General features: G+C 66.1%; 12 protein-coding genes and 2 pseudogenes. 4 read left to right on the plus strand and 10 right to left on the minus strand.

All coding sequences use genetic code 11. From position 1 onward, the window contains the following. Nucleotides 1-11 precede the first annotated feature (11 nt). A pseudogene (locus KIT53_RS20270) lies at nt 12-704 on the minus strand (LysR family transcriptional regulator); the annotation flags it as partial. On the opposite strand from KIT53_RS20270, the gene KIT53_RS11850 reads away from it, so the two are divergent. Together KIT53_RS11850 and KIT53_RS11855 are read left to right on the plus strand one after the other, a co-directional pair. Beyond that, on the plus strand, nt 622-1,590 hold the full coding sequence (locus KIT53_RS11850) for a porin (RefSeq protein ID WP_297752572.1): 969 nt from the start codon (nt 622-624) through the stop codon (nt 1,588-1,590). The pseudogene KIT53_RS20270 and the gene KIT53_RS11850 sit on opposite strands and share 83 nt — an antisense overlap. Before the next feature lie 117 nt (nt 1,591-1,707). Then, nucleotides 1,708-2,388 carry a hypothetical protein gene (locus tag KIT53_RS11855; protein ID WP_297752575.1) on the plus strand — a complete coding sequence of 227 codons (681 nt, stop codon included), beginning with the start codon at nt 1,708-1,710 and terminating at the stop codon, nt 2,386-2,388. 43 nt (nt 2,389-2,431) lie between these two features. Here the strand turns inward: KIT53_RS11855 and soxB are convergent, their stop codons facing one another. From soxB to soxC, 8 genes and pseudogenes are all read right to left on the minus strand, one after another. After that, nucleotides 2,432-4,156, minus strand: a complete 1,725-nt coding sequence (gene soxB, locus KIT53_RS11860; RefSeq protein WP_297752578.1) for a thiosulfohydrolase SoxB — start codon at nt 4,154-4,156, stop codon at nt 2,432-2,434. Nucleotides 4,157-4,250: 94 nt separating this feature from the next. After that, complete coding sequence (gene soxX, locus KIT53_RS11865; RefSeq protein ID WP_297752581.1) at nt 4,251-4,904, minus strand: sulfur oxidation c-type cytochrome SoxX; 654 nt, start codon at nt 4,902-4,904, stop codon at nt 4,251-4,253. A 20-nt stretch (nt 4,905-4,924) separates the two neighbouring features. After that, nucleotides 4,925-5,734 (minus strand): annotated as a pseudogene (gene soxA, locus KIT53_RS11870) (sulfur oxidation c-type cytochrome SoxA). 135 nt (nt 5,735-5,869) lie between these two features. Further along, complete coding sequence (soxZ, locus tag KIT53_RS11875) at nt 5,870-6,181, minus strand: thiosulfate oxidation carrier complex protein SoxZ (RefSeq protein ID WP_297752583.1); 312 nt, start codon at nt 6,179-6,181, stop codon at nt 5,870-5,872. 51 nt (nt 6,182-6,232) lie between these two features. Beyond that, nucleotides 6,233-6,688 (minus strand): thiosulfate oxidation carrier protein SoxY, encoded by a 456-nt coding sequence (gene soxY / locus KIT53_RS11880; protein WP_297752586.1) that lies wholly within the window; start codon nt 6,686-6,688, stop codon nt 6,233-6,235. Between the two features lie 43 nt (nt 6,689-6,731). Then, nucleotides 6,732-7,064, minus strand: a complete 333-nt coding sequence (locus KIT53_RS11885; protein WP_297752589.1) for a c-type cytochrome — start codon at nt 7,062-7,064, stop codon at nt 6,732-6,734. A gap of 113 nt (nt 7,065-7,177) precedes the next feature. Continuing rightward, entirely contained in the window at nt 7,178-8,230 is a 1,053-nt protein-coding gene (locus tag KIT53_RS11890; protein WP_297752591.1) for a c-type cytochrome, read from the minus strand. Between the two features lie 11 nt (nt 8,231-8,241). Beyond that, a complete protein-coding gene (gene soxC / locus KIT53_RS11895) occupies nt 8,242-9,567 on the minus strand; it encodes a sulfite dehydrogenase (RefSeq protein WP_297752607.1) in 1,326 nt (441 codons plus the stop codon). A 275-nt stretch (nt 9,568-9,842) separates the two neighbouring features. Between soxC and KIT53_RS11900 the strand changes: the two genes are divergently transcribed. Together KIT53_RS11900 and KIT53_RS11905 are read left to right on the plus strand one after the other, a co-directional pair. Further along, nucleotides 9,843-10,145, plus strand: coding sequence for a c-type cytochrome (locus KIT53_RS11900; protein ID WP_297752594.1), 303 nt, complete (start codon nt 9,843-9,845; stop codon nt 10,143-10,145). Between the two features lie 17 nt (nt 10,146-10,162). Beyond that, nucleotides 10,163-11,440, plus strand: a complete 1,278-nt coding sequence (locus KIT53_RS11905; RefSeq protein WP_297752597.1) for an NAD(P)/FAD-dependent oxidoreductase — start codon at nt 10,163-10,165, stop codon at nt 11,438-11,440. A gap of 4 nt (nt 11,441-11,444) precedes the next feature. Here the strand turns inward: KIT53_RS11905 and fba are convergent, their stop codons facing one another. Next, on the minus strand, nt 11,445-12,482 hold the full coding sequence (gene fba / locus KIT53_RS11910; protein ID WP_297752600.1) for a class II fructose-bisphosphate aldolase: 1,038 nt from the start codon (nt 12,480-12,482) through the stop codon (nt 11,445-11,447). Nucleotides 12,483-12,526 lie beyond the last annotated feature (44 nt).

A 12,526-nucleotide genomic window follows, 5' to 3' on the forward strand; every position in this document is an offset into this window, starting at 1 on the left:
GTGGACAGGCCCTCGCGAATGCGCAGCCTCACGCCGGGGTAGCGCTGGTGAAAAGACTGCACCAAGGTGCCGGTGAGGATGGCCGTCATTGAAGCCGGCATGCCGAAAGCCACCTTGCCCGATGGCTGCTCCGCCGCCGCGACGACCTCGTCGCGCAGGCGTCCGAGTTGTCCCAGGATGGTTTGTGCCTGCCCTTTGAGCGCCAGACCGGCCGCGGTGAGTTCCACGCCACGCGGATGCCGCGTGAACAGGCTCGCGCCCAGTTCCTCTTCCAGTTCACGCAGTTCGCGGCTGAGCACCGATTGCGACATGGCCAGGCGCTCGGCCGCGCGCGACAGGCTGCCGGCCTGTGCCATCTGCAGGAAATGCTCGAGCTTCTTGGGATTGGCAAAGGCCATGGTGATGCGGGTGGGGAAGGACCGACAAACGCGTGACGCGGGTTGAGCGCGCATTCTCGGGTGAACGCCTGTGGGGCACAAGCCAGCCTCACCGTAGGCCCCACGCCACAGTGTCATGAAGCTTTCTCGCTCGGCGGCTGCAATGGAACCGTCCGCCGCATGTCGCGGAGGACGCGGGGCTTCCCTCTGGCCCCGCTCGCACAAGAACCAGGAACCTCTCAACATGAAAAAGTCCATCACCGCACTCGCCGCCATGGCCTGCCTGACCGGCGCCGGCACCGCCTGGGCCCAATCGAACGTCACCATCTACGGCCGCATGGACGCATCGGCCGGGGCCGACAAGGTCAACGGCGTCAGCACCACCCGCCTGTACAGCGGCAACCTGTCCACGAGCCGCCTGGGCTTTCGTGGCACCGAAGACCTGGGCGGCGGCCTCAAGGCCATCTTCACGCTGGAGGGCGCACTGGGTGTGGACACCGGCGCCTTCGGCGGCTTTGACCGCCAGTCCATCGTGGGCCTGAGCGGCGGCTTCGGTACGGTCAAGCTCGGCCGCCACGACACGTCCTTCGACGACATCCGCGACATCAGCGTCAGCAGCAACCTCTGGGACTCCGAGTTCAGTCCGACCAAGATCGCCTACACCGCCGGCGTGGCCGACTATTCGAGCCGCGCGAGCAACCAGATCCGCTACGAATCGCCTTCCTTCGGCGGCTTCACGGTAGGCGTGGGCTACGGGCTGGACGAAGACGCCACCGTCAAGGCCGATGTGGTGTCGTACAACCTGCGTTACCGCAACGGTCCCCTGGACGTGGGCATCGGCTTCCAGGACCAGAAGGGCAACAACCGCGAGTACACCGCCATCTCCGGCGCTTACGACTTTGGCGTGGCCCGCGTCTCCGCCGGCTACAACCGCGCCGAAATCACCAACGGCGCCAAGGCCGACGGCTACTCGATCGGCGTGAACGTGCCCATGGGCAACCTGGACTTCTCGGTGGGCTACGCCTACAGCAAGGCCAAGGCGGCCGGTGCCACCACCGCCAAGGGCTCCGCCCTGGCCGCTGGCGTGACCTACGCCCTGTCCAAGCGCACCCGCCTGTACGGCGCGCTGCTTGACGGCAACGTGGAGAACGGCGCGGGCGTGACCACCACCGACCGCCGTCTGTACTCCGTCGGCGTGCGCCACGACTTCTGACCGTGGCCTGGCGGCTGGTGCTTCGTCGCACACCGCCAGTTCCATGGTGGCCCGGCCGGCGGTCCGGGCCCTAGCATCGCTGGACTGCGATGCCCAGAACACCCACGGACCGCCACCATGCCACTTCCCTTCATGGCCGCCCAAGCGGCGCGGTATGTTCTTCTGATGACCGTGGCCTGGGATCTCGCCAAGGCACCGCGCACCTTGCGCGACTACCGCCGCTTTCTCGATGAGGCGCAGGGCGCAGCCGATGCCGCGCATGCGCACTACCCTCACCATGCCCTGCTCTTTCACGGCCACAGCCGCTCCAGTGTGCTGGCAACCGACCACCGCCTGGACCCCACGCACCCGGCCAGCCTCTTCTTCACCCGTGCGGACGTTGCCTCTGGCTGTGAACTCAACGCGCTGGTCGCTGGCGCCTTCTCGCGCGGCCATGCGGTGGCCTTGCTGCGTGGGCCGGAGCTGCCCTTCGTCAGCGGCAACAGCCCTCGGCCTGGCGCCAGCGCCGTCGACCAGGCCATGTGCTCCCCGCTCGATGCGCTGGGTGCGGCTACCGCGCACTACGCCCACAGCGACAAGGGCACCACCTACCTGCTGGCGCGTGGTCTGCGGGAAACGGATCCGTTGCCGCTGGCCACGGTGGCGGCCCCTAGCCGCGCGAGCAAGCTGACCACGCTGGGCTATCTGGCGCTGGGCGGTACGACGGCAGCGACGGTGGCCATGGACGCCACCACCCCTTATCGGTCCACGACTCGCCCGGACCAGCCGCGAGCCACACCTGAGGGGCCCGCGCTTTGAGCAGGGCGCAGGCGCTGGGCCGCGCGGCCTGACCGCGCCGCGCTTACATCGCCAGGCCGGGGTTGCCCTGCATGCCGACGAGGCGCGGCGCGTTGATCTTCACGCCCTTGATCACCTTGCGGTCGCGCAGGTAGCCGGAGACCAGGTCCCAGATCGGCTCGCCCTTGACACCTTCCTGCACCGACGCCCAGCCCGCGACCTTGTAGGTCTTGCCGGCCTCGATGGGTTTGCCCTTGAGCGTCATGTTCTGGATACGCTGGCCCATGGCCGCGGTCGGGGCGATGGTGTACTGCATGCCGCCCACGCGCACCATGTCCCCGCCCTGCTGGTAGTAGGGGTCGGGGTTGAAGAGGTTGTCGGCCACGTCTTCGAGGATGGTCTTGATCTGCTCGCCGCTGAACTCGTTGAGCGTGGTGGCGGGGTAGGTCATCGCCATCTGGTCCATCATGGCTTCGTAGGTGATGGTGTCGCCTGGCAGCAGCGAGGTGCCCCAGCGCACACCCGGCGAGAAGGCGATCTCGGCGCCCTTGCGTTCCATGAGCGCATCGCAGATGAGCTGGTCCCACGAACCGTTGAAGTTGCCACGGCGGTAGAGCAGCTCTTCGGTGACGGCGAGCTTCTCGCCCAGCCGGTCCTTGTACGGCGCGCGCACGCCGTCGATGAAGGCCTGCATCTGCGCGTCGGCCGGCAGCAGGTTGGCAAAGACCGGCAGCAGCTTGTAGCGGAAGTCGCGCACCTGGCCGTCGCGCACGTCGAAATCCAGCACGCCCAGGAACTTGCTGTTGGAGCCGGCGTTGGTCACCAGCGTCTGGCCGCCGCCGTTCTTCACCACGGTCGGGGCAGGCATGCCGTCGTGGGTGTGGCCGCCCAGGATGGCGTCGATGCCACGCACGCGCGACGCCATCTTGATGTCCACATCCATGCCGTTGTGCGAGAGCACCACCACCACCTGGGCGCCCTTGGCGCGTGCCTCGTCCACCACCTTCTGCATGTGCTCGTCCTGCACGCCGAAGGTCCAGTCCGGCACCATGTAGCGCGGGTTGGCAATGGGCGTGTACGGGAACGCCTGGCCGATCACGGCCACCTGCACGCCGTTCATCTCGCGCAGGGCGTAGGGCTTGAACACCAGGTCCTCGAAGTCGGTGGTCTTGACGTTCTGCGCCAGGAACTCGATCTGCCCCTTGAAGTCCTTTTCCACGATTTCCTGCACGCGCTTGGCACCGAAGGTGAACTCCCAGTGCGGCGTCATCATGTTCACGCCCAGCAGCTTGCAGGCGTCGACCATGTCCTGCGCATTCGTCCACAGCGAGGTGGCCGAACCTTGCCAGGTGTCGCCACCGTCCAGCAGCAGCGCGTGCGGCCGGCTGGCCTTGAGCTGCTTGATCAGCGAGGCCAGGTGCGCGAAGCCGCCCACCTTGCCGTAGGTCCTGGCCGCCTGGCTGAAGTCGAGGTAGCTGAAGGCGTGCGCCTGGGCCGTGCCGGGCCGGATGTTGAAGTGCTTGAGCAGCTTTTCGCCCACGAGATGCGGCGCGCGACCCAGGGCATCGGCCACGCCGATGTTCACGCTGGGCTCGCGGAAATGAATGGGCTGCAACTGCGCATGGCAGTCGGTGAAATGCAGAAAACTCACGTTGCCGAACCGGGGCACGTCGTACAGGCGCTCTGAGGCGCCCGGCGCTGCGGCCAGCACATCCTGGTGGTCCAGGGCCATCCCGGTGGCACTGGCGACCGCCAGTACCTGGAGGAATTCACGGCGGCTGAAGCTCATCTCGGTCCTTGTCTATGAATAATCGTTTACTGATATTTGCGCGAAATTTTTTTGAGCGAAGCCCTGGCCACCGCTGGCGGCCAGGGCCTGACGGTCATTTGTTCACCGGGGACGCGGGGTCCAGCAGCAGGGCCATCACGTCCTTGAGCTGCTTCTCGTTGAGGATGCCGTTGTGGCCCACGCGTGGCATCTGCGAGCAAGCGTTGTAGGCGCGCGCGTTCCACAGCTTGCCCCAGGTGTACTCCACGATCGCCTTGCCCGCTGCGCTGTTCGGGTCGGTCACACCGCGCAGCTTGCCGTAGTTGTAGAGGCTGGGGCCCAGCGTGCCGAAGGAGATCTCTTCCTTGCTGATCTGGTGGCAGTTGTAGCAGTTGCCGCCATTGGCGGTGCTGGCGCTGTCGGTCCAGGTCAGACCCCGGCCGCTTTGCGCGATTTTCTCGCCCTCTTTCCAGTCGCCGATGAACTTGCCGTCGCTCGGCCACTTCACCGTCTTCATGTTGGCGGCCTCGATGGCCTTGGACACCGCCTCGTTCAGCGGCTTGCCAGCCACGTCGGCCGCAGCGCATTCGCGGTTGGCGTCGTCCTGCGTCAGGCGGTCGAGCTTGGCAATGCCGCGCTCCTGGAACGAGGTCTTCAGGATCTCCGCCGTGGCCTTGTCGTAGTCGGCGCTGGAGGGCGACAGCGTGCAGCCGCCCAGCAGGAAAGCCGTCAGAGGCAGCAGGGTCCAGGCAATGGTGTTCTTGCTCATGTCAGGTGTCTCCGGTTCGGTCAGCGCTTGATGGCGGGCACGATGGATTCGGCACCCTTGGCGTTCACGCCCATGTAGACACTCAGGGCGAGCGTCGCGTCGCTGCCGAACTTGGGCTCGGGCCAGCGCATCTGGCGGAAGCAGTCGTTCAGGCGCAACTGCATGCCCCACATCTGCGAATTGGAGACACGGTAGGCCGGCCAGGCCGCGAAGCCAATGCCGTTGCCCGGGTTCTTGGTCAGATTGGGCAGGTCCTGCAAGCGGATGCGCTTGTCGTCACTGCCATGGCAGGACGCGCAGGAGAAATCGTGGGTACCGCCACGCGTGAAGAACAGGCGCTTGCCGGTCTCGTACATCGCGCGCTCGCTGGCATGGGATTGCGGCAGCTTGAACTTCATGCCCTTGGATGCCGTGGCCACATAGGTCGCCAGCGCCGTCACGTTGGCCATTTCGCCGCGGCCGAATGGCGTCTTCATGATCTCGGCCGCATTGAAGCCCTGCAGCGTCTCCATGCAAGTGACCAGCCGTGTCTCCAGGTCCTGCACGCGGCCGGTATCGGCGAAATAGCGCGGAAGCTCGACGAACACGCCCTGGATCACGCCAGGCCCCTTGCCCAGATCACACTTCTCCAGAGACGCGTTCTTGGGCCCCCGCTTCTATTTCCAGAGCTCTTCCCCCTTCATCTCGAACAGTTCGGCCGGGTTGCCGTCCTGCAGCATCTCGCGGTACTTGGCGATGCCCTCGGCGGTGGCGTCCTGCGCGTGTGCGGTACCCAGCCCGAAGGACAGAGTGGCCGCAGCCAGCAGGCTGGGGAACAGGGGGGTTTTCATCGGGGGTCTCCTCGTTGTTGTCGGATGTCAGGGAAAGGTGTCTTTGCCCAAAGGCACCGCGGCATCGGCTCTGCCGGGCCGCCGGTGACGCGCAACTCGAAGGGAGCGCGCGCGGCAGCAGCGCGGCGGGGTGGGTCAGGCCACCGTGGCTTCGTCCGTGCGGGTGTCGCCCTTGCTGTCGACCCACTTCACGACGATCTTGTCGCCCTTGGCGGCGCCCTTGAACTTGAAGGACAGGAACGGGTTCTGCGCCACCGAGCCGGTGAACTGCGCCTGCAGCACGGTCTTGCCGTTGTGGGTGGCTTCCACGTCGCGGATGAAGTGGGCGGGAATGAGGGCGCCGGCGGCGTCGCGGCGGGTGCCGGGCTCCATGATGTGGGACATGAGCACGCGGACAGTGGTTTCGTCACCGGCGAGGGCGGCGCGGATGCGCATCGGATCGGCCATGATGGACTCCTGGAATTCGGGTATGGGGTAAGAGCGGAACGGAGGCGGCGATCAGCCGCCGCAGCCGCCGAGCGTGACCTTGGTTTCCTTGGTGGCCGAGTACAGCTTGCCGTCGGCCTTGACCACGGCGATCACGTTGCTGCTCTGCCCCATCTTCAGGCGGGTCTGCACGTCCGGCGCGGTGCCCGCGGGAATGGTGAAACCGCAGGACAGCGGCATCGGGTTCTTCTCGACGATGAGGAAGATCTCCGTGGTGTTGGGCAGCTTGCTGGAAGCGCCCACCGGTACCACCGCGCCGTTCTCGGCGATGTCCGGTGCCACCACGGTGACCTGGTCGCTGGTGGCGGGTGTGCCGCCAACGGCCTTGAGCGCTTCGGGCAGCGTCTTCACTTCAAAGCCGGCCCGGTCCACGGCGGCCTGCGCCTGGCTCTGGGTCACGATGCCCAGTGACACCAGCGTGGCAAATGCGCCCGTGGTCTTGAGCGCGTCTCGGCGTGTGTTGTTCATGGAAATACTCCTGGAGAGAAAGGGTAACGGCAGGGGGGCGAGTTTACTTGTCGGGTGCGCCGGCGAGGACCCATGCAGCCAGCAGTTTGAGCTCGTCGTCCTTCAGATTCGGCTGTGGGGGCATGGGCACGGGGCCGTACATGCCGGAACCGCCCGACTTGATGCGCGCGGCCACCTTGTCCAGCGCATCGGCCTGGCCCTTGTGCTTGGCTGCCACGTCCATGTAGGAAGGACCCACCAGCTTCTTGTCGACCGCATGGCAGGCCAGGCAGGCGCTCTTGGACGCCAGGGCCTTGGCGGCGGCGGCATCCATGGCGTGCGCACCAGCGCTGAACAGCGCGCCGGTGGCCGCCAGGCTCAGCAGGATCGGTTTCATGGACATAGCGTACGGTCTCCTAAGGTGGTGGGGAATGGGGTTTACGAGTAAATGCAAATATTTATGGTCACGCATTTTTGCAGGGTGGCAAAGACCTTGTCCGCGCACCGTGCTCACTTGGCGCCGTCGGCGATCCACTTGGCGATGGCGGCCGCTTCGGCCGCGCTGAGCTGAGGTTGCGGGGGCATCGGCACCGCGCCGAACACACCGACGCCGCCCTCGCGGATCTTCACCGCCAGGTAGGCCTCGAGCTTGTCCTGACCCTTGTGCTTGGCGGCGATCTCGTTGAAGCCTGGCCCGACGATCTTCTGCGTCATGCCATGGCAGGCGGTACAGCTGTTCGAAGCCAGCAGGCTTTTCACATCGGCGGGCTTCGCGGCGGCCACCATCACCGGCGCAGGACGCGGCCCGCTGCCCACCGGGGCGGTGGGCGGCGGCTTGGTCGTATCGGCGCCACGCACCGGGCCGACCACGCGGTTCTGCTCCTGGATGTTGCCGTGCGCATCGCGCGCGAAGTCCGGCAGCGCAGAGCGGATGGTGGTCTCGACCGGGCAGTCCTTCATGCAGGCCACGTTCTTCACATCGCCTTTGCCGTCCACGCGCCACAACGGCTCATGGAACACCATGCCGTTGCGGTTGGGCATGCGCTTCTGCACCTCGGCGATGTTCTGGTCGCTCAGCGTGAAATCCGGCGGCACCACCTCGGCCAGGCTCAGGATGTAGGCCGTGACGGCGTAGACCTCGTCGGTCTTGAGCGTCTTGGGCGCGTTCCAGGGCATGGCGCGGTTGATGTAGTCCCACAGCGTCGACACCGTGGCCACCTTCATCATCGTGGTCTTCTGCGGAAAGCTGCTGCCCTGTTCCAGGTTTTTCACCCGGCCGCGCTCGATGTCGGCCTTGGTCGTGCCGCCCACGATGGGCGTGAACACCTCGTTGGACTCACCGAAGCTGCCGTGGCAGGACGCGCACTGCGCCTCCCACACGCGCTCGCCCATGGACACGCTGCCCGCGCCTTTGGGCAAGCCTTTGAAGTCGGGGCGCACGTCGATGTCCCAGGCCTTGACCTCGGCCTTGGTCGCATCGCGGCCAATGTCGTGCCAGGCGGCAGGCTGGGCCAGGGCGCTGCACGCAACGAACGCGGCAGCCAGAATGAACGGGGTTCGCATGGGCGGCTTCTTCAATAGACTTGGACGTTGGAGACTTCACCGTTCTCGGCGACCCGCCAGGACTGGATCGCGTTCTGGTGGTAGATCGAACGCGTGCCGCGCACGGCCCGCAACTGGTTGATCTTGGGCTGCACGTAACCGGTGCTGTCGATCGCGCGGCTTTGCAGGATGGCGGGCTTGCCGTCCCACACCCAGTCGATGTTGAAGCGCGTGAGGGCCTTGGGCAGCACCGGCCCTTCCAGGCGCGCGGTGCGCCAGTTGCGCCCCCCGTCCACGCTCACGTCCACCCGCTTGACGCTGCCGCGCCCGGACCAGGCCAGGCCGGTGATGTTGTAGTAGCCCTTGTCCAGCAGCATCTGGCTGCCCGAGGGCGTGGTGATCACACTCTTGCACTCCTGGATGCCGGTGTACTGGCGGTGCGTGCCATCGGGCATGTGGTCGATGTAGTGCACCGCCTCGTCCTTGGTGGCCCACTTCATGTCCCCCACTTCCAGGCGGCGCAGGTACTTCACCCAGCTCACGCCCTGGATGCCCGGCACCACCAGACGCAGCGGGTAGCCATTCTCCGGACGCAGCATCTCGCCGTTCATGGCCCAGGCCACGATGCAATCGTCCATCGCCCGCTCGATGGGAATGGTGCGCGTCATCGAAGATCCATCCGCGCCTTCGGCCAGCACGTACTTGCCGTTCTTGCGGTCGTAGCCGCACATCTCCAGCAGCGTGGAGAGCAGCACGCCGGTGAACTCCGAACAGCTCACCATGCCGTGCGTGTACTGCACCGATGGCAGGGCCACATTGCCCCATTCCGGCGCCGAGTTGGCGCCGCACTCGATGAAGTGGATGCGCGAAACGCTGGGCAGGCGCATCAGGTCGTCCATGGTGAACACCCGCTCGCGCTGGACCAGGCCATTGACCATCAACCGGTGCTGGGACGGGTCGATGTCCCACCAACCCTGGTGATGCCGCTCGAAGTGCAGGCCGTTGGGCGTGATGATGCCGAACAGTCCTTGCAACGGGGTGAAGCTCACGGAAGCCTGCGGCACACGCGTCAGGCCGGGGCTCTGGCGGCGCTGCAGGTTGCCCTCCCACTTGCTGGGCATGCCATAGCCCTGCGAAGCCACGGGCTGACCCAGCCCGGTGGAGTGCGGGGGCAACTTGAGGATCGCATCCTCCCCTTCCGCGCCCGCCGCGACGGCGCGTGCGGATGCGGTCACACCCGCGCCCATGGCAAGGGCCTTGCCCATGAAACTGCGCCGTGCCTTGCGTGCCTGCTCCAGGCGCTCGGCATCGAGGTGGTTTTCCGGCGCGGGCAGCACGCGTCCGATGACGTCGCTCAAATTCTTCGACACGGGTTCTTCCTTCAGTGGGGCGATGGCCATTTCGCCGATGGGGAGTTGAATATATGAGTGATTGCTGATATTCGGATTAGTGAAAACCCGAAGCCCTCCATGCCACATGGATACTCTCTAGGGTTTCTACGATGTGGCCCGCCGAGGGCCGATGCTAGGATGAAGCATCGACATATGCGTAATCACGGATAAACAGGCCCCGCCTGGGTGGTCTGCTACAGTTTTGAGTGCAAAACCGATCAACCACAACCACGGAGACCACGATGGCGATATCGAAGAAATGGCTGGCCGCAGGCGTACTCTGCGCACTGGCCGCAGGGGCCCAGGCGCAGGTGAATCAGATCAAGGTGTGGGCTGCCGCGTGCGCGAACTGCCATGGCACCGACGGCCGCGCCGAGCCGGGGGCGGTATCGCTGGCGGGCCAGAGCAAGGACGACCTCACGCAGAAGCTGCTGGATTTCAAGGCCGGCAAACGGCCCGCCACCATCATGCACCAGCTCGCCAAGGGCTACAGCGATGAGCAACTGACCCAGATCGCCGGCTATTTCGCCGCCCAGAAGAAATAAGAAGAGGAGACCCCAACATGAAACGCCGTCAATTCGTACAGACGCTGGGTGCCGGCTCCGCCGTCGCGGGCCTGGGCCTCATGGGTGGTTGCGCCACCACCGGCAGTGGTGCCAAGGTGGTGGTGGTGGGTGGAGGCTACGGCGGCGCCACGGCCGCCAAGTACGTTCGCCTGTTCTCCGACCACAGCATCGACGTGACCCTGGTCGAGCCCAATGCCGCCTTCGTCTCCTGCCCGATCTCCAACCTGGTGCTCGGCGGCCACAAGACCATCGCCGACATCACCACGCCCTACGACAACCTGGGCAAGCGCCACGGCGTGAAGGTGGTGCGCGACATGGTGGCCAGCATCGACCCCGCCAAGCGCACCGTGAAGCTGGCCAGCGGAGGCGAACTCCCCTATGACCGCCTGATCCTCTCCCCTGGCATCGACTTCATGTGGGACACCCTGCCCGGCATGGCCAAGCCCGGCGCGGCCGACAAGGTACTGCACGCCTGGAAGGCCGGTCCGCAGACCGTGGCCCTGCGCCAGCAACTGGAGGCCCTGCCCGACGGCGGCGTCTATGCGCTCTCCATTCCGCTGGCACCCTACCGCTGCCCGCCGGGCCCCTATGAGCGGGCCTGCATGGTGGCGAGCTACTTCAAGAAAGCCAAGCCCAAGAGCAAGGTCATCGTCTTCGACGCCAACGACGACATCACCTCCAAGAAGGGCCTGTTCATGAAGGCCTGGGCAGACCACTACAAGGACATCATCGAGTACCGGCCCAAGCACAAGGTGGTGGACGTGGACGCCGCCACCAACACGCTCAAGTTCGAGTTCAACGACGACTTCAAGGCCGGCGTGGCGAACGTGCTGCCCACGATGCGCGCAGGCGATATCGCGGTGAAGACCGGCCTGGCCACCGCCAACGGCCGCTGGTGCGAAGTGGATTTCCTGACCTTCGAGTCGAAGGCGGCGAAGAACATCCACGTGCTGGGCGACGCGATCCAGATCGCGCCGGGCATGCCCAAGTCCGGCCACATGGCCAACCAGCACGGCAAGACCTGCGCCGCGGCGGTGGTCTCGCTGCTGCAAGGCAAGGAACCGCCGCAGTTGCCGATCTACGCCAACACCTGCTACAGCTTCGTCACCGCCACCGACGTGGTGCACGTGGCCAGCGTGCACCGCTACGACGCCGCGCAGAAGACCATGGTCACCGTACCGGGATCGGGCGGGCTGTCCAGCGCCGCGAGCGAACTCGAAGGCCAGTACGCCATGGCCTGGGCGCGCAACATCTGGGCCGACTCGCTGGCCTGAGGCGTCAAGCCGCCAGCCGGATCATCCGCTCCAGCGGCAGCGGCGTGATGCGGCTGGCCTGGCCCGCGCAGCCGAAGGCCTCGAAGCGGTCGCGGCAGATGCCGCGCGCTGCCGCGGTGGCATCTTTGAAGAAGGCGCGCGGGTCGAACTCGGCCGGCCGGTCCGCCATGGCGCGGCGCATCGCACCCGTCATGGCGAGGCGGATGTCGGTGTCGATGTTCACCTTGCGCACACCGCTCCGGATGCCGCGCACGATCTCCTCCACCGGCACGCCATAGGTCTCCCGGATGTCGCCACCGTGCTCGCGGATGATGGCCAGCCACTCCTGCGGCACGCTGGAACTGCCGTGCATCACCAGGTGGGTGTCGGGGATCACGCGGTGGATCGCGGCAATGCGGTCGATGGCGAGGATGTCGCCGGTCGGGGGCCGCGTGAACTTGTAGGCCCCGTGGCTGGTGCCGATGGCGATCGCCAGCGCGTCCACACCGGTCTGCGCCACGAAGTCGCGCGCCTGCGCGGGGTCCGTCAGCATCTGCTCGTGGCTGAGGCGGCCTTCGGCGCCCACGCCATCCTCCTCACCGGCCTCGCCCGTCTCCAGCGAACCCAGGCAACCCAGCTCACCCTCCACCGAAACCCCCACCGCGTGCGCGAACTCCACCACCTTGCGCGTGACCGCCACGTTGTATTCGTAGCTGGCGGGCGTCTTCGCGTCCTCGCGCAAGGAGCCGTCCATCATCACGCTGGAAAAACCGCTGCGGATGGACTGCTGGCACACCGCCGGTGTGGCGCCATGGTCCTGGTGCATGACGACGGGAATGCGCGGGTACATCTCGATCGCGGCCTCGACCATCTTGCGCAGAAAGGGTTCGCCCGCGTACTTGCGCGCCCCCGCGCTGGCCTGCAGGATCACCGGGGCATCGCAGGCGTCTGCGGCCTGCATGATCGCCTGGATCTGCTCCAGGTTGTTGACGTTGAAGGCCGGCACGCCATAGCCGTGTTCGGCGGCGTGGTCCAGCAACTGGCGAAGGGCGATGAGAGCCATGGCGGGTCCTTGAAGTCAGGTTGAAAAAAAAGGGTCAGGGGGCC

The sequence above is a fragment of the Hydrogenophaga sp. genome (genome assembly GCF_026125785.1).
Lineage (GTDB): Bacteria > Pseudomonadota > Gammaproteobacteria > Burkholderiales > Burkholderiaceae_C > Hydrogenophaga.